At 59.6% G+C, this 21,439-nt stretch carries 21 protein-coding genes and 1 tRNA gene; 14 read left to right on the plus strand and 8 right to left on the minus strand.

Going from position 1 to position 21,439, the window contains the following annotated elements; translation table 11 throughout:
• Nucleotides 1–88: 88 nt before the first annotated feature.
• The 4 genes from GFM02_RS08850 to GFM02_RS08865 are packed head-to-tail and all read right to left on the minus strand — an operon-like array spanning nt 89 to nt 2,116.
• Entirely contained in the window at nt 89–466 is a 378-nt protein-coding gene (locus GFM02_RS08850) for a type II toxin-antitoxin system VapC family toxin (protein ID WP_168321439.1), read from the minus strand.
• The gene (locus tag GFM02_RS08855) at nt 466–675 is read right to left on the minus strand and encodes an AbrB/MazE/SpoVT family DNA-binding domain-containing protein (protein WP_025395208.1); all 210 of its coding nucleotides are present in this window, start codon (nt 673–675) and stop codon (nt 466–468) included. Before GFM02_RS08855 ends, GFM02_RS08850 begins: the two co-directional genes overlap by 1 nt.
• A 51-nt stretch (nt 676–726) precedes the next feature.
• Nucleotides 727–1,029, minus strand: coding sequence for a hypothetical protein (locus GFM02_RS08860; RefSeq protein ID WP_168321440.1), 303 nt, complete (start codon nt 1,027–1,029; stop codon nt 727–729).
• On the minus strand, nt 1,016–2,116 hold the full coding sequence (locus tag GFM02_RS08865) for a branched-chain amino acid aminotransferase (RefSeq protein WP_168321441.1): 1,101 nt from the start codon (nt 2,114–2,116) through the stop codon (nt 1,016–1,018). The genes GFM02_RS08860 and GFM02_RS08865 overlap by 14 nt, the downstream gene beginning before the upstream one ends.
• Nucleotides 2,117–2,321: 205 nt before the next feature.
• Here GFM02_RS08865 and GFM02_RS08870 point away from each other — a divergent pair, with 205 nt between their 5' ends.
• The gene (locus tag GFM02_RS08870) at nt 2,322–3,542 is read left to right on the plus strand and encodes a PLP-dependent aminotransferase family protein (protein ID WP_168321442.1); all 1,221 of its coding nucleotides are present in this window, start codon (nt 2,322–2,324) and stop codon (nt 3,540–3,542) included.
• Between the two features lie 272 nt (nt 3,543–3,814).
• On the opposite strand, the gene GFM02_RS08875 is transcribed toward GFM02_RS08870, so the two are convergent.
• The 3 genes from GFM02_RS08875 to GFM02_RS08885 all read right to left on the minus strand — a co-directional run bounded on the left by GFM02_RS08875 (nt 3,815) and on the right by GFM02_RS08885 (nt 6,701).
• Nucleotides 3,815–4,858 carry a DUF2278 family protein gene (locus tag GFM02_RS08875; protein WP_168321443.1) on the minus strand — a complete coding sequence of 348 codons (1,044 nt, stop codon included), beginning with the start codon at nt 4,856–4,858 and terminating at the stop codon, nt 3,815–3,817.
• Nucleotides 4,859–4,956: 98 nt separating this feature from the next.
• Nucleotides 4,957–6,015 (minus strand): aldo/keto reductase, encoded by a 1,059-nt coding sequence (locus GFM02_RS08880; protein WP_072637882.1) that lies wholly within the window; start codon nt 6,013–6,015, stop codon nt 4,957–4,959.
• A gap of 215 nt (nt 6,016–6,230) precedes the next feature.
• Nucleotides 6,231–6,701, minus strand: coding sequence for a MarR family winged helix-turn-helix transcriptional regulator (locus GFM02_RS08885; protein WP_168321444.1), 471 nt, complete (start codon nt 6,699–6,701; stop codon nt 6,231–6,233).
• Nucleotides 6,702–6,892: 191 nt separating this feature from the next.
• Here GFM02_RS08885 and GFM02_RS08890 point away from each other — a divergent pair, with 191 nt between their 5' ends.
• From GFM02_RS08890 to GFM02_RS08945, 12 genes are all read left to right on the plus strand, one after another.
• Nucleotides 6,893–7,660: an alpha/beta fold hydrolase gene (locus GFM02_RS08890; RefSeq protein WP_168321445.1), complete on the plus strand. Its 768-nt coding sequence runs from the start codon at nt 6,893–6,895 to the stop codon at nt 7,658–7,660.
• A 258-nt stretch (nt 7,661–7,918) separates the two neighbouring features.
• Nucleotides 7,919–8,896, plus strand: a complete 978-nt coding sequence (locus GFM02_RS08895; protein ID WP_168321446.1) for an ABC transporter substrate-binding protein — start codon at nt 7,919–7,921, stop codon at nt 8,894–8,896.
• 7 nt (nt 8,897–8,903) lie between these two features.
• Nucleotides 8,904–10,598 carry an ABC transporter permease gene (locus GFM02_RS08900; protein ID WP_168321447.1) on the plus strand — a complete coding sequence of 565 codons (1,695 nt, stop codon included), beginning with the start codon at nt 8,904–8,906 and terminating at the stop codon, nt 10,596–10,598.
• On the plus strand, nt 10,586–11,605 hold the full coding sequence (locus GFM02_RS08905; protein WP_168321448.1) for an ABC transporter ATP-binding protein: 1,020 nt from the start codon (nt 10,586–10,588) through the stop codon (nt 11,603–11,605). The genes GFM02_RS08900 and GFM02_RS08905 overlap by 13 nt, the downstream gene beginning before the upstream one ends.
• 527 nt (nt 11,606–12,132) lie before the next feature.
• On the plus strand, nt 12,133–13,242 hold the full coding sequence (locus GFM02_RS08910; protein ID WP_168321449.1) for an endonuclease/exonuclease/phosphatase family protein: 1,110 nt from the start codon (nt 12,133–12,135) through the stop codon (nt 13,240–13,242).
• Complete coding sequence (locus tag GFM02_RS08915) at nt 13,239–14,012, plus strand: NUDIX hydrolase (RefSeq protein WP_168321450.1); 774 nt, start codon at nt 13,239–13,241, stop codon at nt 14,010–14,012. Before GFM02_RS08910 ends, GFM02_RS08915 begins: the two co-directional genes overlap by 4 nt.
• A 165-nt stretch (nt 14,013–14,177) precedes the next feature.
• Nucleotides 14,178–15,089, plus strand: coding sequence for a PhzF family phenazine biosynthesis isomerase (locus GFM02_RS08920; protein ID WP_168321451.1), 912 nt, complete (start codon nt 14,178–14,180; stop codon nt 15,087–15,089).
• 327 nt (nt 15,090–15,416) lie between these two features.
• A tRNA-Lys gene (locus GFM02_RS08925) sits at nt 15,417–15,492 on the plus strand.
• Between the two features lie 426 nt (nt 15,493–15,918).
• Nucleotides 15,919–16,170, plus strand: a complete 252-nt coding sequence (locus GFM02_RS08930) for a hypothetical protein (protein WP_168321452.1) — start codon at nt 15,919–15,921, stop codon at nt 16,168–16,170.
• Nucleotides 16,171–16,307: 137 nt separating this feature from the next.
• Nucleotides 16,308–18,047: a hypothetical protein gene (locus GFM02_RS08935; protein WP_168321453.1), complete on the plus strand. Its 1,740-nt coding sequence runs from the start codon at nt 16,308–16,310 to the stop codon at nt 18,045–18,047.
• Between the two features lie 450 nt (nt 18,048–18,497).
• Nucleotides 18,498–18,794 (plus strand): hypothetical protein, encoded by a 297-nt coding sequence (locus tag GFM02_RS08940; protein WP_168321454.1) that lies wholly within the window; start codon nt 18,498–18,500, stop codon nt 18,792–18,794.
• 601 nt (nt 18,795–19,395) lie between these two features.
• Nucleotides 19,396–19,698 carry a hypothetical protein gene (locus tag GFM02_RS08945; protein ID WP_163876784.1) on the plus strand — a complete coding sequence of 101 codons (303 nt, stop codon included), beginning with the start codon at nt 19,396–19,398 and terminating at the stop codon, nt 19,696–19,698.
• A gap of 239 nt (nt 19,699–19,937) precedes the next feature.
• On the opposite strand, the gene GFM02_RS08950 is transcribed toward GFM02_RS08945, so the two are convergent.
• Entirely contained in the window at nt 19,938–20,246 is a 309-nt protein-coding gene (locus GFM02_RS08950; protein WP_080764175.1) for a hypothetical protein, read from the minus strand.
• A 377-nt stretch (nt 20,247–20,623) separates the two neighbouring features.
• Here GFM02_RS08950 and GFM02_RS08955 point away from each other — a divergent pair, with 377 nt between their 5' ends.
• Nucleotides 20,624–21,439: a chromate resistance protein ChrB domain-containing protein gene (locus GFM02_RS08955; protein ID WP_168321455.1), complete on the plus strand. Its 816-nt coding sequence runs from the start codon at nt 20,624–20,626 to the stop codon at nt 21,437–21,439.

Raw genomic sequence — 21,439 nt, forward strand, 5'->3', positions numbered from 1 at the left:
ATCAGCCATTCCAGATGCCAGATTATCATTTCCCAGTTTGTGATAGAAGCGTTGTGCCGCGCCGTCGAGGGCTTGGGTCACATGCAGATCAGTCTTTTTTATCGATATAGATGACGCGATCGAGATCCTTGAAATGGGCGTCGCAGGTCAGGATATCGGCATCGTGGCACTCCGCGGTCGCATAAATGATCGCATCGGCGGTGGCGAGTTTATGTGCTGCCGATATTTCGGCAGCACGGCGGGCAAGCGTCGTGTCGAGAGAAACAACCATGCATGTCGCGGTATAGGCGATGAAGCTGTCGACGGCTTCCTCGTCCTTTTCTCGTGCCAGCCATTTGGAAAGCTCGAGTTGCACGATCGTCGGAACGATGCATTGATCGCGTTCCGGGATTTCGGCCTGCAGCCGGGTTCCGGCAGCACTTTTCGTCAGCCATTCTATCCATGCGGAACTGTCGATCACGCGCATCAGAAACGGTCGTTCCGGTCGCGGTAGTTTGCCTTGTCTGCGCCTTCGGCGATGCCGCGAAGATCGGCAAGCGTCGGGACCGGCATCAGCAATACGCCTTTGCCTTTGGGTATGAACACGAATTCCTGTCCCGCTGACCAGTGCTGTTGTTCGCGCACTTCCTTGGGAATGGAGATCTGGAATTTTGTAGAGAGGGTTGCAGTTGCCATTCTTACCTTTCCTCTATCGATTGGTAATAGTAAGAATTCACTTGGCGTCGGTCAATGGCGAACCGTTTTTGGCGTTGGTGCTATTTCGGTCGCCAAATGGGAAGTTGACGACGGTTTTTCCCGGCTGACTCGGCCACTAAAAACGGGCGGCGTCCGTTTTCGAAAGCGATCCGCGGATTGCTCAATGGCTGTCGGCTCGAAGAACATCGTATCTTGCAGATCGAAACGAACTCCGACGAGGGCGGAATAGATCGCCAGCCCGACAGCTTTTCCGGGCGAGGCGGAAGCGGTGTCCACCAAGTCGGTGTTGACGCCGCCATTCGCGTGAAGCGTCTGGAGTTCAGGCCGGAACAAGGCGCGTCCAGCCGCGCTCATCGTTGGTTACGCCCTTCTGCAGACTGACGAGTTGCTGGCGCAGTTCGCTGGTCAACTTGCCGGTCTGTCCGTCTCCGACCAGAAACTCGCCGCCGGCATGTCGAACCAGTCCGATGCCCGCCAGGACCGCGGCAGTGCCGCAAGCGAAGGCTTCGACGAGCTTGCCGCTGGTTGCGTCCTGCTGCCATTCTTCGAAGGAGTAGGGACGCTGCTCGACGCGCAAGCCCTTTTCTTCGGCGAGTACGATCACGGAGGCTCGGGTGATGCCCGGCAGGATCGTGCCGCCGAGGGGCGGGGTCACCACAGACCCATCATTCATCACGAAGAAGACGTTCATGCCGCCGAGTTCTTCGACCCAGCGATGCTCTGCGGCGTCCAGGAAGACGACCTGATCGCAATCCTTCTTCGCTGCTTCGGCTTGCGCCACGAGGCTGGCTGCGTAGTTTCCGCCGCATTTTGCAGCGCCGGTGCCGCCGGCGGCAGCACGGGTGTATTCGGTCTCGACCCATAGGGAGACCGCCTTCGCTCCGCCTTTGAAGTAGGCGCCGACCGGAGAGGCGATGATGCAGAAGACATATTCCTGAGCCGGACGAACGCCCAGGAACGCCTCGTTGGCGAACATGAAGGGGCGAAGGTAGAGGCTGGCGTCGCCGGATGGAATCCAGGCCTTGTCAACGCGGACCAGTTCTTCGACTGCCTTCAGAAAGAGTTCTTCGGGCACAGGAGGCATAGCCATGCGGATCGCCGATTGCGCGAAGCGGCGGGCGTTTTCTTCGGGCCGAAAGAGTAGAATCCGGCCATCGTCTGCCTTGTAGGCTTTCATGCCTTCGAAAATTTCCTGAGCATAGTGCAGCACGGCGCTCGCAGGATCGAGCTCCAGAGGACGCCTCGGCGTAACCTTGGCATCGTGCCAACCCTTGTCGGCAGTCCACCGTGCCAGGACCATATGATCCGTGAAGACCTTGCCGAAGCCGGGCGTCTCCAGTGCCTGGATGCGATCGGCGTCCGAGACGGGAGACTTGTGGAGTTCGATTTTGATTTCGGGAGAGGTCGTCGTCGCGGTCATTGCTGGCACCTTGATAGTACATTGAATAGTGGCGGCGACACTACCGCCGCCGGGCTGGTCTTGGAAAGGCCTGAATCAGCCGGTTTCGGCATCGATCAGAGGAATCATCGCTTTCTTGTCACCATGACAAGAAAATAGGTCAGTATTATTGACATAATTCCGGTGGCATGGTTTGTCGGCGGTATAGAAAATATGAGGAAACTCCATGCTGAACTGGGACACCATGTTTGCGTCGCGCTCGTCGCGCATGCGCGCATCCGAGATCCGCGAGCTCTTGAAGCTTCTCGACCGGCCGGACATCATCTCATTTGCCGGCGGCATTCCGGATTCGGCGCTCTTTCCCGATCAGGAATTCAAGCAGGCCTATGCCGATATCTTCGACGGCGCCGCCGTCAACTCAGCGCTGCAATATTCGGTCAGCGAGGGCTACAAGCCGCTGCGCGAATGGCTGGTCGGGCAGATGGCGGCTCTCGACATCCCCTGCGAACTCGACAACGTTTTCATCGTGTCCGGTTCGCAGCAGGGCCTCGACTATCTCGGCAAGCTCTTCCTGTCGCCTGATGACACCGCGCTGGTGACATGGCCGACCTATCTCGGCGCGCTGCAGGCCTTCAATGCCTATGAACCGGCCTACGACCAGCTGACGCCGAACGGCAACCGGACCCCCGAGTCCTACCGCGCGTCCGCTTCCGCTGCCGGCGGCAAGGTAAAATTCGCCTATCTCTCCACCGACTTCTCCAATCCGACCGGCGAGACCGTCGATCTTGACGGCCGCAAGAAGGTGCTGGCGCTGGCGGAAGATCTCGACATCGCCGTCATCGAGGATGCGGCCTACCAGTCGCTGCGTTACGACGGCGATCCGATCCCGCCGATCCTGGCGCTGGAGATCGCCGAGAAGGGCCATATCAACGATACGCGCACGATCTATTGCGGCAGCTTCTCGAAGACGCTGGCGCCCGGCCTTCGCGTCGGCTTCATCGTCGCCAATGCGCCCGTGATCCGCAAGCTGGTGCTGATGAAGCAGGCGGCCGACCTGCATTCTTCGACGATCAACCAGATGGCGATATCAGATGTCGCCGAGCGCGGCTTCGATGCGCAGGTCGCCAAGATCAAGGCCGCCTATAGCCAACGCCGCGACTGCATGCTGGCCGCACTTGAGAAATACATGCCGGAAGGCACCAGCTGGACGAAGCCGGAGGGCGGCATGTTCATCTGGATCACACTGCCGGAGGGCATGGACGGCGCCAAGTTGCTGGCGAAATCGCTCGAAACCGCCAAGGTCGCGTTCGTGCCCGGCAAGGCGTTCTTCGCCGATGGTTCCGGCGCCAACACCTTCCGCCTCAGCTTCTCCTGCGCCAACGAGCAGATGATCGAGGACGGCATCGGCCGCCTGAGCGCGCTGATCTCGGCCGAGATCGGCGAGTGATTGCTTGCGAGATGAGAAGGCGCAGCGACATTCACTGCCGTCCCTCATTCCTGTGCTCGTCACAGGAATCCAGCCAAGGCGCGTCTGCGCCGTGATTGACTCTTACTTGTGAAAGCCTCTCTCGTGCCCAAGGACTTGGGCACGCTGGATTCCTGTGACGAGCACAGGAATGAGGGAGGAGAGGGAAGTGCTTCCGCCTTTTTTCTCAGAGGGAGGGGTAAGCGATTAATCCTTCCAATGCATGTTTCGGCACCAGCCAGCCAGAACGCCGATCAGAAGATCGTCGTCCAGCCTTCGTTCGCCGTCTCGCTCTTGCCGTAGCCGACCCGATCGGCAACGGCGCCGTCGGCATTGCGCAGGATGATGTCGCCGCCCCGATTGGCAAGCTGCGGGCCGCCGGCTGCGGCATCGAGCGCGATGGTGCGCAGCTCACCTGCGGCGAGCGATCCCGACAGCGTCTGGGTTCTGCCGTTTTCGTCCTCCAGCTTCCAGCCTTCGAGCGATGCCTCCATGTCGGAGCGGTTGATGATCGTCACCGTTTCGGCCTCGGTGCCGCCTGCGCCGTTCACCGGATTGATCAGCGCGGCGATGATGCGCAGCGACGAGGCGACGACCGGCTGCGGCCGCCGCGTGCCTTCGCCGCGGCCCTGGCCGCCGCGGTTCTCCGAAACGGGATGGCCGGTCGCCGCGTCGGTGTTCCAGTTCTGAGACTGGAAGCAGAGGAAGATTGCCGCCCATTCGTCGGTATCGGTGAAATGGACGAGCAGCGCCCCGTCCTGGTTCGGGCCGTTGGTGGCCTTGAAGCTACCGCCGTCGCCCTGATTCATGTGGATGTCGTGGATGCCGTTGCCCGGCTCGAAATCGAAATATTGGTCGGGCTTGTTGTGCTCGGGGCCCCAGGCCTCGCCGAAGGCATAGAAATGGATGTCGGGATCGGCAATGCCTTCCTCGACGATCGGCTCGATGAATTCCCTGAGATCGTTCTTCGGGCCGGAGAGCTGGAAGGGCGCGACATCCATGTCCTCGCGCTCGATCATTCCGCCACGGACATAGTCGATCGCAAGCTCCGGACGGTCCTTGCGGATATCGGTCAGGCCCATCGGCAGGGCTTCGAGCGCGTCCGTCAGTGCCGGATGCTTGAAATCGACGATATTGGCGTAGAGGAGGTCGTGCGGTGACATCTTCGAGCGGACGTTCAGCGCGATGCGGTAGCTGACGCCGTCCGCCTCGATGCGGATCTCGATATGGGGATCGTTGTCGTCATCAAGGGCGAGTGCGCTCGCCGTACCCTTCAGGACCTTGTAGTTCTTCAGCATGGAAACCCTCGCTGCGGTGGCGGGATCTCATGGTAGCACGGTGAAAGTGCATCTTTTGTGACGCATATCTTTCACCGTGCATGGGAGGAGCGCCGACGCTATTGCTGAAGATGCGGGCCGAAAAGCTCGAGATCGGCTTCACCAAGCCTGTCGCTCACCGTGTTCAGCTGGTGCCAGTAAGGATAGATCACCGGCGGCAGGCTGACCGCGTCGAGGCGCTTGCGCTCCTCGTCCGTGAGCTTCAGCTCGGCGGCTGCGATGTTGTCGCGGAACTGGGCTTCGGTGCGGCCGCCGATGATGACCGAGGTCACCGCCTTGCGGCCGATCAGCCAGGCGAGCGCAACTTGAGCGGCGGAAACGCCGCGTTCCTCACCGATCGCGACCAGAGTCTCAACGATGTTCCAGAGGCGGTTCTCGTCGCGGATCGGCGGTTCGGTCCAGCCGGCGAACTGGCGCGTACCTTCGGGCGCTGCCTGGTTGCGGCGATGTTTGCCGGAGAGGAGGCCGCCGGCGAGCGGGCTCCAGACCAGCACGCCGAGGCCCTGATCGATCGAGATCGGCAGCAGCTCGTATTCGGCGTCGCGGGCTTCCAGCGTATAGTGGATTTGCTGGCTGACGAAGCGCTGGTACCTGTGCTCGTTGGCGATGCCGAGCGCCTTCATGATGTGCCAGCCGGAATAATTCGAGCAGCCGACATAACGCACCTTGCCCTGCCGGATCAGGGTGTCGAGGGCTTCCATCGTCTCTTCAAGCGGCGTCTGACCATCCCATTCATGCACTTGGTAAAGGTCGATGACATCGGTCTTCAGGCGCTTGAGGCTCGCCTCGCATTCGCGGATCAGGTGGTAGCGCGACAGACCCTGGTCGTTCGGGCCGTCGCCCATGCTGAAGCGGGCCTTGGTGGCGAGCAACACGCCTTGCGGCCGCTTGCCGGAGAGCACGTCACCGATGATGTTTTCGCATTCGCCTGATGAATAGGCGTTGGCGGTGTCGATCAGGTTGATGCCGGCATCGATGCACATATCGATCATCTTTTTCGCCTCGGAGATGCCGAGATCGCCGACCATCTTCGCCCAACCGACGCCGCCGAAGGTCATCGTGCCCATGGTCAATGTGGAAATCTTCAGGCCCGAACGGCCAAGCAAACGATATTCCATTGGAACTCCTCCTTTAAACGAGACTGACGTACCTCAACGCTCCGAGATGGCAATGGCGGCGTGTTCGCGAGCCTTAGGTAAAGATTCCTGAGCGCCGGCATCTTCCGGTCATGTGGCGGCTATGGCCGATCACGAGCCGGGCGGCAGATCGTACAATATGTCATCGGCTTGTCGACGGAAATCGTCTTGGCGCAGTCGACGCGCTGGAGGCCGCATCAGCTCTCGTGCTTGTCCTTGTTGTGAATATTGTCGCGAAGCGAAGCAATCGTGTCCCGAATCTTGTTGACAGTCTCGGCGTCGAGACCGACGGCCTTGCCGATGCAGTCGAACACATGGGTGGCACGGCTCTTGAGAGCCAGTCCCTTCTTCGTCAGGCGCAAGAGCACCTGGCGCTCATCGGCGGGATTTCGGTTGCGGGTGACAAGGCCGACATTTTCCAGCCGCTTCAGCAGCGGCGTGAGGGTGCTGGAGTCGAGAAAAAGCGTCTCGCCGAGATCCTTCACCGTGCGGTCGTCGCGCGCCCACAAGGCGGTCATGACAAGGAATTGCGGATAGGTGAGTTCCAGTTCGTCGAGCAGGGGACGGTAAAGCTGGTTAAAGGCGTGACTTGCCGAATAGATCGAGAAGCACAGCATTTCATCGATCTTGGGCACGTCGGCGAGATCATTCGATGTGGTGTCTGTCATCACGCTCTCCTCTGGCTTCAATATAATTTGTGCGCGATCTGTTTGCAAGCTATTGACGCGCCAGAAGAGATGATCTAGATAGATTGCGCACAAAGAAATCTCTTACAAATTAAACGACGAACTTAAGAGCCGGAAAGCACGTCAACTCCGCTTCGGCTCTTGCGATATCCAACCGAAGAAAGGAATGACCAATGTTCAAGTTTGCTGCTGCCGTCGCCCTGGCCGGCGCTCTTCTTTCCGGTGCTGCCGTTGCCCAGCCGGCCAAGCCGACCGTCGTCCTCGTCCATGGTGCCTTTGCCGATTCATCCAGCTGGAACGGCGTCGTCGAAATCCTGCGCAAGGATGGCTTTTCTGTCGTGGCAGCCGCCAATCCGCTGCGTAGCGTTGCGAATGACGCTGCCTATGTCTCCGACGTGGTCGGCAGCATCGCCGGCCCCGTGGTCCTCGTCGGCCATTCCTATGGCGGCCAGGTCATTTCGACCGCGGCCAACGGCCACGACAATGTCAGGTCGCTGGTCTATGTCGCGGCATTCGCGCCGGATGCCGGAGAATCCGTCGCAGATCTTGCCGGCAAGTTTCCGGGCGGCACGCTGAGCGGAGCGCTGGCGGCCCCGGTAAAGCTCAGCACCGGCGGTGTCGATCTCTATATCGACCAAGCGAAGTTCCATGATCAGTTCGCCAGCGACGTGCCGGCCGGGCAGGCGGCCCTGATGGCGGCTGCCCAACGTCCGGTCACCGAGGCCGCCCTGACCGACAAATCCGGCGAGCCCGCCTGGAAGAAGCTGCCGTCGTGGTTTGTCTACGGCACCGGCGACAAGAACATCCCCGCTGCAGCCCTTGGCTTCATGGCCGAGCGGGCAGGCTCGAAGAGGACCGTCGTGGTCGATGGCGCCTCCCACGTCGTGATGGTGTCGCATCCCGAGAAGGTGGCGGAACTGATCGAAGAGGCCGCAAAGTAGTATTCGATCCGAGCGGCCACGGCGCGTGAGCGCCGTGGCCGAATGCTGTGAGCCTGATCATTCGGCTTGAAAATGCCGCCGTCGTTAAAGCCGGGCTCAGCCCGTTCCATTCGATGCCGACACAGCAGCCCTGGATAGGTTACGACTGCTCGATGACAAAGTAGTGGTGCAGGGCGTGGACCAACCGACGCGCCCTGTCACATCTCTGTCAACGATCCCTAATAAGGGAGGGTGACGCAATTCCGAGGACCCCTCCCCATGAAAACGATCGTTTCCGCCGCAGCCCTTCTCGCCGCGAGCCTCTTTGCCATTCCGGCTTCGGCCGCAAACCTGGTTCTCTACACCAGCCAGCCGAACGAAGACGCGCAGGCGACGGTCGATGGCTTCATGGCCGCCAATCCCGATATCAAGGTCGACTGGGTACGCGACGGCACACCGAAGATCATGGCGAAACTCCAGGCCGAGATCCAGGCCGGCAACCCGGTCGCCGACATTCTCCTCATTGCCGACATGGTGACGCTGGAGCGCCTCAAGGAAGACGGCAAGCTCTTGGCCTACAAGTCGCCGGAAGCCGCAGGGTACGATGCCGCCCTTTATGACGCTGACGGCTATTACTATTCGACCAAGCTGATCACCACCGGCATCATGTACAACACTTCGGCCGCGATGAAGCCTGCGAGCTGGAAGGACCTGACAAAGCCGGAAGCCAAGGGTCTCGTCACCATGCCGAGCCCGCTTGCCTCGGGTGCGGCCCTCATCCACGCCCAGACGCTCGCCGCCGTTCCCGGCCTCGGCTGGGATTTCTACAAGTCGCTTGCGGAAAACGGCGCGATTGCAGCCGGTGGCAACGGCGCCGTGCTGAAGTCGGTCGCCTCGGGCGAAAAGGCCTATGGCATGGTCGTTGACTACATGCCGATCCGCGAGAAGGCCAAGGGCGCGCCTGTCGAGTTCGTCTTCCCGAGCGAAGGCGTTTCGGCCGTCACCGAGCCGGTCGGCATCCTTGCCAGCACCAAAAATGCCGATGCCGCCAAGAAATTCGTCGATTACGTGCTCTCCGAAAAGGGCCAGGAGGGTTTCCTGAAGCTCGGCTACATCCCGGCCCGCAATGGCATGAAGCTGCCGGACGGCTTTCCGGCGCGCGACACCATCAAGGTCCTGCCGATCAAGGCGGCCGAAGCATTGAAGAATACCGACCAGGATCTGAAGACCTTCTCGGGCATCTACGGCTCGAACTGATCCTTTCATGCACGGATACATCAAAACCGGAAACAGCCAGCCCGCCTGGCTGTTTCCTTTTGTCGTCATCGTCGTCCTGATCCTCAGCGTGCTGCCGCTCGCCCGCCTCGCCATGGTCGGAATAGCGGCCTTTGCCGGTGGCGGCGTGATTGATGTTTTGAGCGAAGCGTCGCTGTGGTCGGCGACCTATTACACCATTGTCACCGCCATTTTGGGCACGATCATCTCGCTCGCCATCGGCTGCCTCTTTGCCTTCCTGCTGACGCTGACCGATATCCGCGCCAAGGGGCTGCTCAGCTTCTTCTTCGTGCTGCCGATGATGATCCCGCCGCAGGTGACGGCGCTTGCCTGGGTGCAGATGTCAGGCCCCTCCAGCCCGCTGTTGAAGGCGCTCTCCATCGCGCCGCCGCTCGGCTCGCCGCAGCCGCTCTATTCGGTGGGTGGCATCGCGCTGCTCTATGGCGTGCAGCATGCGCCGCTGATCTACCTGGCGCTCCGAGCCGGGTTAATGACGCTGCCGCGCGATGGGGTCGAAGCCGCACGGCTTTCCGGCGCTTCCAGCTTGCGGGTGTTCCGCGATATCATCCTGCCACTATCGCTGCCCGGCATCGTCGCGGGTGCGGCGATCTCCTTCGTCTCCTGCACCGGCAATTTCGGCATTCCCGCCATTCTCGGCATTCCGGCCTCGATCTTCACGTTGCCAACGTTGATATTCACCAAGTTCTCCGCTTTCACCAGCCGCACCTTCGGTGATGTCGCCGTGCTCTCGGCGATCATCGCCATCATCTCGGTCGTCGGGCTGATGATCCAGGACCGGGCGTTGCGCGGCCGCGACTACCGCGTCATCGGGTTATCCGGGGCGAGTGCGGCCTTCGAACTCGGCGCCTGGCGGTTTGCCTTCACGCCGCTCATCTGGGCGATCCTGTTCTTCATGCTGGCAGCACCCTTCTTCGCGCTTGTCGCCGGCGCGCTGGTGCCGGCCTATGGCGTGCCGCTCACGTTCAAGACGATGTCGATGCATGCCTTTGAGGAGATCCTGTTCCGGCAGGCGGTGACGCGCACCGCCTTTATCAATTCGCTGTCGCTCGCCGGCGCGACCGCGCTTTGCCTCCTCGTGGTGACGGTGCTCGCAGCCTACACGCTGACGCGGCGCAAGGATGCGGCTTCCCGCATCGTCTCCAGCCTGATCGAGATACCCTATTCGCTGCCCGGCATCGTCATGGCGGTCTGCTTCATCCTGGTGTTCGCAGTACCGATCCCGATCCTCCACGTCTCGCTCTACGGCACCATCTGGATCATCCTGATCGCCTATTTCTCCTCGTTCTTCGCCGTCAGCCTGAAACCCGTGGTCAGCGCCTTCCACCAGCTCGATCCGGCTCTGGAAGAGGCGGCGCGGCTTTCCGGCGCCGGCTTCTTCCGCCGGCTTGCCGATATCATCGTGCCGCTGATTGCGCCGGCCGCCGGCGCCTCCGTTATTCTTGTCTTTCTGATTGCCTGCAACGAGCTGACGATCTCGGCGCTGCTCTGGTCTGCCGGCACACAGACGCTCGGCGTCGCCATCTACAATCTCGACGACAGCGGCAGCTCGGACCTTGCTTCGGCGCTCTCGGTGCTCGTCGTCCTCATGGTCGTCGTGCTGATGCTGCTGCTCGAACTTCTGGCGAAACGCCTGCCGAAAGGAGTGGTCCCATGGCGAGGTTGATCCTCAACCAGCTCGGCAAGGATTTCGGCACCGGTCGCGCCGCCGTCAGCGGCTTTTCGCTCGATGTGCGCGAGGGCGGCTTCCTGGCGTTGCTCGGGCCTTCCGGTTGCGGCAAGACGACAGTGCTGCGGATGATCGCCGGTTTCGAGACGCCGAGCGACGGCTCGATCCATCTCGGGGAGAGATTGCTTGCCGATGCCGCGCAGTCGCTGCCGCCGGAAAAGCGCAACATGGCGATGGTGTTTCAGTCCTACGCGCTGTGGCCGCATATGAGCGTCGCCGACAATGTCGGTTATCCCCTCAAGGTGCGCGGCATATCAGGCGAAGCCTACCGGGCGAAGGTGCGCGATGCGCTCTGCACCGTCCGGCTCGCCGACTACGCCGAACGGCGTCCGGCCGATCTTTCCGGCGGCCAGCGACAGCGCGTGGCGCTCGCCCGCTGCCTGGTGACATCGCCGGACGTCGTGCTGCTCGACGAGCCGCTTGCCAATCTCGACCGGCACCTGAAACAGGAGATGGAGGAGACTTTTCGCGAGTTCCACCAGCGCTCGGGCGCGACGATGATCTACGTCACCCACGACCAGAGCGAGGCGATGGCACTGGCGACCGACATCGCCGTCATGTCGGAAGGGCGGCTGCTGCAGGTGGCGCCGCCCGCCGAGATCTACGCGCGGCCTGAAGGGCGCATCGTCGGCGGGCTCATCGGACGGGGGGCCATTCTCACGCTGCCGGTTGTGAACCGTGAACGCCACCTGGAATGGGATGAACTGCAGGATGCGCTTCATGCTGCCCATACCAATGGCGCTGATATCCTTGTGCGGCCGGAGGATGTGGTCATCGGCGGCGAGGGGGCTCCGGCAATCGTCGAATCCGTGCTGTTCGAGGGCGAGCGCTACGCCGTGAAACTGATCCTCGGCAATGGCCAGACGCTACGCGCATACAGCCGCGGGATCGTCGAGGCGGGCGAGACGGTGCGCGCCGTCATCCGCGCGGGCTGGCGGCTTTGATAGGTCGAGAGTCGGCGTCTACGAAAGCAATGGAAGCTCGACAATAGAAGTTGAAAATTACCCAAATCTTCTTTCGAATCACCATAAAGTTGAATAGTTCTTCCGGCTTCGTGGAGCCGAGCAACGGACTGAATTAACAGAATCGCATGGGATGAGTAAAACTCGCGCGATAATCGACTAATTGAAAGGACATATTAATATGCCAATTCCAGTAAAGCGTATTCGATCCGTTTTCGTGCTTTCGGCGGCTCTTCTAAGCGCTGCGAGCGTTCTCCAGGGATGCCCATCTTTGGAGCGGGGCAAACGAACCCAGACATTTAGCCCAAGTGACATATACCGCGGTTCGAGCAATAGGAGCTCGTCGAGCAGTCCTGATGGCGGGCACAGCCAACCTCATGACAGCGCCACTTCAAGCCCGCCCAGCCGTATCTAGGGCGCAGACGGCACTTGTCCGCATTTTTCTTGGTCTGCCGTCTTTTCCTGCGGCCATTGCCGGTTAAGGTACTGCCCGCAACCGGACTCCTGCCATGTCGCTTCGCCTCGCCACCTTCAACGTCGAAAATCTCCTGACCCGTTTCGATTTCACCGGCTTCCGCAACCAGCTGCGCCAGGACCGGGTCATCAAGCTTTTCCAGGTGTCGAGCGAGGGTGTGTACCAGCAGCTCGAGCAGGCGCGGGTGATCGCTGCGACCGACGACACGCGGCAGATGTCGGCCCTTGCGATCGCCGATGCTGACGCCGATATCCTCTGCCTGCAGGAAATCGACAACATGGCTGCACTTCAGGCCTTCGAATACGGCTATCTCTTCCGCATGGTCGGAAACGGCTACCGGCAGAAATTCCTTGTCGAGGGCAATGACAGCCGCGGCATCGATGTTGCCGTCCTCATGCGCGAGGAAACGCGCGATGGCCAGAAGATCGAGCTCAAGGACATTAGAAGCCATGCGATGACGACCTATCGCGATCTCGATCTCTTCGACGAGGAACTGGCGCTCACCAACCGCATTGACGACAAGATCTTCAAGCGGGACTGCCTGGAGCTTGATCTTCTGATCGGCGGCCGGCCGTTTTCGCTCTACGTCGTGCATTTCAAGTCGATGGGCAATCCGCGCGACGGGCTGGACGGGCGGCAATCGACGATGCCGGTCCGCCGCGCCGAGGCGCGCGCCGTGCGCCGCATCATCGAGGATCGCTTCGGTGCGGAGCAAGCCGGCACGAACAGCTTCGCCATCTGCGGAGACATGAACGATTATCAGGAGCGTGTCGATGTCATCGGCCGCCGGGGCAGCGGTTATCGCTTCGAACATCACAACGAGACCGAAAGCGCGCTCGACGTTTTCAGTCGCGACGGCTTTGCCGAAAATGTCGTGCGCCGCCGCGACCCCCTCGACCGCTGGACGCTCTATCACGCTCGCGGGCCACAGGAGCAGTGGCTTTGCCAACTCGACTATCTCTGGCTTTCGCCAGCACTTGCCGCCCATAATGCCGGCCGCCTGCCCGAAATCATCCGCAGCGGCCAGCCCTACCGCACCGTCTTCCCGCCGGGGCAGGAAGTGGAGCGTTATCCGCGCACCGGCTGGGACAGGCCGAAGGCGTCCGATCACTGCCCCGTCGTCATGACACTGGATCTCCCATGAATGCAAATTTGAACGCGAATTTCACCAACATCAATTTTTCCGATGATTTCGCCGGCTGGCCACCGGAGGCGACGGTCTTTCCGATTGCCGGCGTGGATCTGCGCATTCTGCCCGGTCCCCATCCCTTCGTCGCCGCCGAAGAGGCGGCGATCCGGGAGAACTGGGGCAGGGAGACTGCTGCCAATCCGGCGCTGTTCGACGGGCGCATGGTGTTCCAGCGGTTGGTATCGCTCGGTGAAGACGGGATTGCCGGCGAGGGCCACGTCATTCCCTTTTCCGCTTTCATGTGGTGGCGCCGGCAGCCGCAGCGCCAGGGCGGCATTCACATCTTCGCCTATCCAGTGCTCGAGACCTCCGACGGCGCACTGGTGGCGATCCGCATGGGCGCCCATACCGCCAATCCCGGCCAGGTCTATTTCGCCGCCGGCTCGCTGGAGCGGGAGGATATCGTCGACGGGCGCTGCGACATCGAGGCGAACATGCGCCGCGAAGTCCACGAGGAGACCGGGCTCGATCTTGCCGAATCCGTCGCGGGTGAGGGGCTGTTCGCCACCCATAACAAGCGCACGGTGACGCTGCTGCGGCTATTCCGCTTCGACATGACGGCGGACGAGATGATCGAGCGGATCGAGCGGCATATGCTCGTCGCCGAGGATCAGGAGATCGCGGGTGCGGTGGCGATCCGCTCGGCCGATCCCTCCGCCCATGCCTATAACATCGCCATGTTGCCTGTGATCGACTGGTATTTCGGTAAGGCCGAGCGGAGTTGATGTATGCCGCCCAAAGCCATGTAGCGTTTCGGGATAACGACACGCATCACGTAAAGATCGAAAGCGCGTCGTGTGAATCCGGTTGACGTGACGCGTTTTAGCGCCTTGCACTCGCTCGCGTGGTCGGGCAGGTTGGCGGCGCGATGACGATTCAAGGAGGCCGATGTGGCGCGAAGCTACAGCGTCTATGACGTGTTCACCGATCGAAAGCTTGCGGGCAATCCGCTGGCGGTGATCTTCGACGGAGACGATCTCAGCGACGAGGCGATGCAGGCGATCACCCGGGAGATCAATCTCTCCGAGACGGTCTTCGTGCAGCCTTCGACCAATCCCGCCTATGCGGCGAAGCTCAGGATCTTCACGCCGGGGCGCGAACTGCCCTTTGCCGGCCATCCGACGGTCGGTACGGCGGTGGCGCTGGCCGAACGGGCACATGGTGCTGCTACGCGCGATCTCGTCTCGGTGCTTGAGGAAAATGTCGGGCCGGTGCGCTGCGCGGTTCGGCTGAGAGAGGGGGAGGCGAGCTTTGCCGAATTCGACCTGCCGCGCAAATCGCAGCCGGCCATCATGCCGCTCGACAAGCTCGGCATCGCCGATGCGCTATCGCTGAAGGTGACCGAGATCGGCTTCGAAAATCATGTGCCCTCCGTCTGGAGCGCCGGCGTTCCCTTCCTGCTCATTCCGGTGCACGATGTCGGAGCCACGCAGCGGGTGGAATTCGATCCGCAACTCTGGGAAAAAATCGTGCCCTTCGTCGATGGCGCGCTTGCCTCGGCCTATGTCTATTGCCGCGGCGGCGTCAACCACGTGGCGAAGTTCCATGCGCGTATGTTCGCAAGCGGCATGGGCATCACCGAAGATCCGGCCACCGGCTCGGCGGCGGCCGCACTCTCCGGCGCGATCCACCATTTCGACCGGCTGACGGACGGGCATCACCCGATCATGATCGAGCAGGGCGTCGAGATGGGCCGGCCGTCCTTCATCCACCTGCATATCGATGTCGACGGCGGGGCGATCTCCAACGCGCGGATCGGCGGCCAGGCAGTGCGGCTGGCCAGCGGCACGCTCGACCTTTGATTTCGTTAAAGCGCGTCGCGTCAATCCGGATTCATGCGACGCGCTTTAAGTCTTTGTTTTATGCAAGTCGTTATCCCAAAACCGCTGCGCACTTTTGGGCGACATGCATTGGAGCGCCGCGCCCAAGGACGCGCTAAGGGACGCTCTATCACTTTGAATCTGCGCATAATCCTTTCAGAAAATCGATTCCGATTTTCGGGGTTATGGGCTGCGTTTCAGCCAAACCGAAAAATCTTCGCGATTAACCAAAGAAATTTCGGCTATGCGCTGGACAAGGCTGCCGATCCTGTTTATACGCCCCGTCACACCGCGCAGCCAAGCGCGAACGGGTGATTAGCTCAGTTGGTAGAGCAGCTGACTCTTAATCAGCGGGTCGTAGGTTCGAGCCCTACATCACCCACCATTTTTCCTTACCCATTCTGTTTATGATTTAGAGTTTTAAGGCTTCTGGCGGTCGCAAACAGGCACAAGTCCTCTCATATTGGGAGTGCCCTGCATCGATCCAATCGCTGATGTCGCCCTTTAGCGGCAGGTCTGTCAGGTCAATGCGATAGGCGGTCTCGATACCCAAGAGACGATCAATGGTCGCGACCGCCCTTCTGTCGCCGGTCGCGTCGTTGCCGACCAGGACTAACCCATGCGACGGGAGAGCACTGGGATATCCTCTGGCCAAGAGCCGTTCTGGCCGGTCGTCGCTAGATAGACGAGCGACGCTAACCTATCAGCGTCCTTCCCTCTACCACGAAAATGGGATCCACGGTATTCGCCGCCAACTCGTCGCCGTGGCGGCCAATGACAACGCCTGTTGTTCAGCCCTATCCATCTTTGAATGACGGTTGATCGCTTCGTAGGTGAGGCGCCTGCTGTCCAATATCTGGTCGATGGCGTGATTGCATTGGGGATCTCCGGCATGGGGCAGCAGCGGGCGATACCGGCAAATCATTTGCGCTTCTTGGACTTCATCGAAGAGTGGCATTCGGATCAAGCATATATGCTCAACTCATCTTTGGTGGCGGATGGTAAAGGGGGCACGGAACATTCAGTACATTTCGACATACTAACTCAAGCGCCCTCTTCTTAACAGAGGGGCGCTTTTTTCGCTTTCAGCTATCGGCCGCATAAGTGGGTTTGCTGTGAGTATATTAGGTTGTATTTACGGTGTAAGCGGTATACAATTTCTACTAGATATATGAGATCGCGCACAACACCCATTGTAACATGAGCGATACCGACAAATCCGATATAGAAAGCGCCGTCGGTTTTCGCTTGCTCGAGCCGGGACGGTATGAAGCTCGTATAGCGAAAACTGAGGGGGCAATTCAACGGTCTTTGCTAGTACTTGTCGCTATATTTGCTTTCTATCTTGCAATAGAGGGAAGTTTTGCGCGCTATGAGCAACTCGCGAAATTCGAGTCAAACAGTCGGCGTGTAGTCATCCTCCAGCTTCAAAATAGGAATGCAGAGAGAGAGTTGGCGTCCACGCAATTAACCAGAAATGACATTTCAGAATTGAAGTCTAATATTGATGCTAGAAATGAAACGATAAAATTACTAAATGAACAAAACAAAAAAACACAAGACAAGATGGATGAATTAAGGGAGCAGGCGATATCTTTTTCTTTAATAGGCACCAGTCTCGGGTCTCAGTTATATTTAGCACCATCACTTTGGTTCTTGGCCATGGGTTGCTGGGCGCTATATTTTACCGGATCTCGCCAGAAAATTTATAAAAATCTTGCATTTTTGCATTGTGCCATACCTGCTCCTCAGCGGGAGACAACATCGTTGGATGTGAGCGGGTTTATACTGTCGTCCCTTCCTGCCAAAATAATATGCAAGTATGGTTCTGCTGAAAGAAAGGAAGCAACTAAGCGTGATATTTTGGATCTGGTGGAAATGCCGGCGCAACTCGAAGGACTCTACAGAGTAGCTTTAATTTCCTTCGTCTTGGCATGTCTCATTATTGCTATACGTATTCTATATATTAGCATCGAACTATCAAGCGAATATGCTCGCCTTTACGACTTTACCCCGGACAGTTGGCCTGGTCGGGCGTTAGCAGTTTTGCTGTTTGGATTTTGCGCATCGTCTCTCATATTGGCTGGTTGGCCACGTGTTGCCATTCAGTGGGATGACTCGATTGACAGTTCGCGGCGCATGGCCTTGCTTTTTGGTGTGTCTGCGCTCCCCGCAATCATCATGAGCTATGGCGGGTCAATTCGTAGACTAAGTTCCGGTTTTGGCGAACCTGAGAGGAAGCCGAGATTCCTGAGTGTGGATAAGAAAGAGGAGCGGCTAGCAAACTATCGAGTGACGGTTACGCTGAATGGGGGAAATAATCGAATGTTCATCAGTAACGGCCCCAAAGGTAATCGTGCGAGTGGAGCGCCGGTACATTTCGCCGATCAAGATGGAAAAGTTCGTCTATTTTCGGCGGCGAATGGGGGATTGCGTCGAGTTGCGCAGTTGAGTGACGACGCACTCATTCAGGGTCTCATCTCAAAACGCATAAGTAGTGTGAGGATTACTCAGGTGGAGGCCGTTGCGTTGGCGAGGATCGAGAAGGGGAACTTCAATGGGGCGTTGCGGTTGCTTGGCGCGTCCGCTCGACGTGTATTGGGCGAGTTCGAAGAGACCCGGTACACCGCGGCTACATTGGATTTCAGAACGCTCGATCTCTATGCAGGGCTGCTGAGGCGCCGCGACAGGCGCGAAGAGTTGTTGGCGCTTGTCGATCAGGTTGAGAAAGTCGTTAACGACGTGTCGTCTTCGCAGGAGGAAAAGTCCAGAACGTTAGCAATGCTTTCCGAGCGTGCCGACAAATGGAAAGACCCTCAATCCGCGTGGCAAAAGCGGTGGTCAAATACAAGCGAGAAAATTGCTTGGCATCATCCTTATAGGTTTGAGTTTGGGGAAGGCAATCCTGTAGCAAATCAAGTTGTTGTTGAAATTTCGTGAACAATGTGTCTTGGTATATTTGATTCTGGTCTTCTAATGTAAGATACCTTCGAGGGGATGCCAGTTCGAATCTTGGCCCAGAGTCACTTCTCGTCGCTCACACCACCTTCTGCTCCTTCGGCGGGACGATCAGCGCGCCCATCCGGCAACGGGCATTGCAGCACCTTTGCTTCCTCACACCTCATCGATGGTTGGTAAGGATCATCGGCATTGCCGCGCTAATCGAGACGTGCACGTGACCCGCTAGCCCTATGACCCCGCCCTGCACTTTGCCCTTTGCGACGGCAACTTGGCCTTCCTTCTCGCCGCCAAACGTGCTTGCAGTGGGAACACCAATCAGGAAAACGGCGACCGCATCTTTCCCCGCGCGACCCATAGCAAAAACGTCGATTGCCTATACCGCAGTGATCCGCGCGCGCTACCTTCCGTCTTACAAATCGGGAGGGGTCCATGAGAACCGTCATTTTCGCCGCCGCCTTGTCTCTGCCGTTGCCGACCTTTGCCGCCGGGGCGATAAACGTCAAAGCAAGCGAGCATAGCTGCAGCGAACTTACGCAGATCATCCGCCAGAACAAAAAGGTCTTTGTCCGGGTCGGTTTCGGCGGTCGCAGTTTCCGCTATCCGCCCGCCCAATGCAGCATGGGCGATAAGCGCACCACGACCAGTTTGCGCGATGCAGGGGGAAAGCAATGCGTCCTTGATTATTCCTGCGTCTTCGACCCCGCATCGCCCTATAACTTTCCCTAGCGCATCGCGCTTTCCGAAAATCGTTCTTTGTGTGTCCCTCAATCGCCGCCGCTCAGTTTCATGCCTGCGAGCCAGAGGCCTGCGACGATGAAAGACGACAGTGTCGCCATCATTGCTATCGGCGGTGCGTGTTCCTGGAAGGAATGCGAGGCGCTGAGTCTGAGGGCGTAAATAATCGCAACCGCGAGTTTTGTGGCGATCAAGAGGGCCAGGGTCGCATTTTTGGCGTAACGCCTGGTTTTCGGCCAATCGACGCATCCGGCGGAGGACGCATCGACCTTCTGTGCTGGAATGGTCCTTGTCCGCTCCGGCTCTGGCAATGCAAGGTGTCTGCGCCCAAACATCGGTTTCATGGCCGGCAGCGTAGACCAAACATCTTAGTGGATCGGGATGTAGCGATGTCCCCGCAGGAGCAGTAGCGAAGGAGTGCCCGTTCACCTGGGCCTTTTTTGCCTTCAAAGAGCCGGTGCGAAGCTGATTTCTAAAGCGTGGCGGGAGGTAAAAAGGCAGAGCTGTGCTCAGTGTATAATTGCGGCGGTTCCCGCACTGGCGGCACGCGGTGCGATGCCCTACCTTCGCTCTCTCACATTCAGGAGTTTCCATGAAAAGCGTTGTTCTGGCCGTCGCACTGTTGTTTCCGTCCGTAGCCCTCGCCGTCGAGGCGGTGGAGGTCAATGCCAGGGATCACAATTGCGAAGAGCTTGCGCAGATCATCCGCAAGGACAAGGCTGTTTTTGTGCGCATGGGCTTTGGCGGCCGCAGCTTCCGTTATCCGCCGGCCAGGTGCAATCTCGGCGACAAGTACGACACCGCAAGGGTGAGGGATGCCAATGGCAAGCTTTGCCTCCTCGACTACGAGTGCGTGTACGATCCGCAGTCCTTCTATAACAGGATTCCCAAATAATACCCGATCCAGGCGTTGCCAGTAGCCTGTCGCCATGGATGACGAGGTCAAGAAAAAAGGCCGGGCGAAACTCGCACCGACCTTCCTCGATCAGTCTCGATAACGGCTGCCAGTACCTCCGTGGTCAGCCGTCAGAGACAGATTTAGTATCCCTTAAATAGGGGTTGCTTAAAAATCTTCAAGAGCTCGCAGCCGAGAGGAAGCCGGCACTGGGCCGGCTTCTTCTGACCGGGCAGCGATTACTGCTGTGCAGGGGCAGCCGGCGGAGTGGCCGGTGCTGGTGCCGGTGCAGGCGTTGCGCTGTTGTCGGTCGGAGCGATCGGCTTGGCCGGCGCCGGCTCTGATTGGGTCGTGGAGGCTGTCGTGTCCGGGGATGTGCCGGGGGTGCTCCACTGCGAATAGGCGAATGCAGCGACAGCGATCACGGCCAATGCAGCGACCCAGACAACCCAGGTATTAGTGCTGCGCGCGCTCGGCGTGGTGCGCAGATCCAGATTTGGGTTCAGCGGGCGGTTCGGGTCGTTGGCATTATTGGGGTCGTACGTCATGGTACTTTCTCCTCTTTCGGTGACAGAAGAATGCCGAAGTGGGCATTTTGTTCCGTTCTGGGCCGAAGCGCTTGTGCTGATTGGTTTTCGTACTCACTTTTCTTGCTTTACTGGCGCTCCGTGCATTCGCGGGCTTTGCCGCTCACACCCCTCATCTGCTTGGGGCGACCAGCAGGGACCCGGCGGTAGAGCTGCCGGCTGATCGGGTGCGTTGGTGGATGGCGGCCCGCCGGTGCGGACGGCAGCCGCCTGGGCGCAATGCGCTTGACACCACGGGGTCTGTTTGCGAATGATTTCTGCATGGGGTCGCGATCACCCCACGAGGCGTCATGCTGAAGAATCGCGTCCAGTAAAACCGATCAACGGAGGGACGCGTCATGCCGTCATTTCTCGAAATTTCTCCCGACAAGCTCAACCGCCTCATTGGAACCCCCGGTGCGCCTTGCATTATCGACGTGCGCACGGAGGAGGACTTCGCGCTCGATCCACGCCTGGTGCCGGGCTCGATCCGGCGCGCCCATGCCGGCGTCGCGTCTTGGGTTGGCAGTGTCGATGCCGAAGCCGTGGTCGTGGTATGCCAGAGAGGCGGCAAGCTCAGTCATGGTGTTGCCGCCTATCTCCGCCATGCCGGGATCGACGCGGAAAGCCTCGAAGGTGGCTTCGAGGCGTGGATCGCGGGCGGACCGGCCGTGCCCGATGCAAAGCTGCCGCAACGCGACGCTGAAGAGCGCACCGTCTGGGTGACGCGCGCGCGGCCGAAGATCGATCGTATCGCTTGTCCTTGGTTGATCCGGCGCTTCGTCGATCCGAACGCCGTGTTCCTGTTCGTGCCGGCGCCTGACGTTTTAGCCGTCAGCGAGCGCTTCGCGGCGACGCCCTTCGATATCGAAGACGTGTTCTGGAGCCATCGCGGCGAATTATGCACTTTCGACGTCATGATCGAAGAGCTCGGGCTAGCGTCGGAACCGCTTCTGCGCCTGGCGCGGATCGTCAGGGCGGCGGATACCGCAAGGCTCGATCTTGCCCCCGAGGCAGCGGGCCTGCTTGCGGCGTCGCTCGGCCTCTCCAGAATGTATTCCGACGATCTGGAGCAACTCGAGGCGGGGATGCTTCTCTACGACGCTTTCTTCCGCTGGTGCCGCGACGCAACCGAGGAAACCCACAACTGGCCCGCTCCAAAGAAGAGGGCATGA

Source organism: Rhizobium leguminosarum bv. viciae, assembly GCF_012276115.1.
In the GTDB taxonomy this organism is placed as follows: domain Bacteria; phylum Pseudomonadota; class Alphaproteobacteria; order Rhizobiales; family Rhizobiaceae; genus Rhizobium; species Rhizobium leguminosarum_T.

Bases quoted from the DNA above. Each gene is read 5' to 3' on its own strand.
- GFM02_RS08850 (WP_168321439.1), bottom strand. From the start codon at position 466: ATGCGCGTGATCGACAGTTCCGCATGGATAGAATGGCTGACGAAAAGT.
- GFM02_RS08855 (WP_025395208.1), bottom strand. From the start codon at position 675: ATGGCAACTGCAACCCTCTCTACAAAATTCCAGATCTCCATTCCCAAG.
- GFM02_RS08865 (WP_168321441.1), bottom strand. From the start codon at position 2,116: ATGACCGCGACGACGACCTCTCCCGAAATCAAAATCGAACTCCACAAG.
- GFM02_RS08870 (WP_168321442.1), top strand. From the start codon at position 2,322: ATGCTGAACTGGGACACCATGTTTGCGTCGCGCTCGTCGCGCATGCGC.
- GFM02_RS08875 (WP_168321443.1), bottom strand. From the start codon at position 4,858: ATGCTGAAGAACTACAAGGTCCTGAAGGGTACGGCGAGCGCACTCGCC.
- GFM02_RS08880 (WP_072637882.1), bottom strand. From the start codon at position 6,015: ATGGAATATCGTTTGCTTGGCCGTTCGGGCCTGAAGATTTCCACATTG.
- GFM02_RS08885 (WP_168321444.1), bottom strand. From the start codon at position 6,701: ATGACAGACACCACATCGAATGATCTCGCCGACGTGCCCAAGATCGAT.
- GFM02_RS08890 (WP_168321445.1), top strand. From the start codon at position 6,893: ATGTTCAAGTTTGCTGCTGCCGTCGCCCTGGCCGGCGCTCTTCTTTCC.
- GFM02_RS08895 (WP_168321446.1), top strand. From the start codon at position 7,919: ATGAAAACGATCGTTTCCGCCGCAGCCCTTCTCGCCGCGAGCCTCTTT.
- GFM02_RS08900 (WP_168321447.1), top strand. From the start codon at position 8,904: ATGCACGGATACATCAAAACCGGAAACAGCCAGCCCGCCTGGCTGTTT.
- GFM02_RS08905 (WP_168321448.1), top strand. From the start codon at position 10,586: ATGGCGAGGTTGATCCTCAACCAGCTCGGCAAGGATTTCGGCACCGGT.
- GFM02_RS08910 (WP_168321449.1), top strand. From the start codon at position 12,133: ATGTCGCTTCGCCTCGCCACCTTCAACGTCGAAAATCTCCTGACCCGT.
- GFM02_RS08915 (WP_168321450.1), top strand. From the start codon at position 13,239: ATGAATGCAAATTTGAACGCGAATTTCACCAACATCAATTTTTCCGAT.
- GFM02_RS08930 (WP_168321452.1), top strand. From the start codon at position 15,919: ATGACGGTTGATCGCTTCGTAGGTGAGGCGCCTGCTGTCCAATATCTG.
- GFM02_RS08935 (WP_168321453.1), top strand. From the start codon at position 16,308: ATGAGCGATACCGACAAATCCGATATAGAAAGCGCCGTCGGTTTTCGC.
- GFM02_RS08940 (WP_168321454.1), top strand. From the start codon at position 18,498: ATGAGAACCGTCATTTTCGCCGCCGCCTTGTCTCTGCCGTTGCCGACC.
- GFM02_RS08945 (WP_163876784.1), top strand. From the start codon at position 19,396: ATGAAAAGCGTTGTTCTGGCCGTCGCACTGTTGTTTCCGTCCGTAGCC.
- GFM02_RS08950 (WP_080764175.1), bottom strand. From the start codon at position 20,246: ATGACGTACGACCCCAATAATGCCAACGACCCGAACCGCCCGCTGAAC.
- GFM02_RS08955 (WP_168321455.1), top strand. From the start codon at position 20,624: ATGCCGTCATTTCTCGAAATTTCTCCCGACAAGCTCAACCGCCTCATT.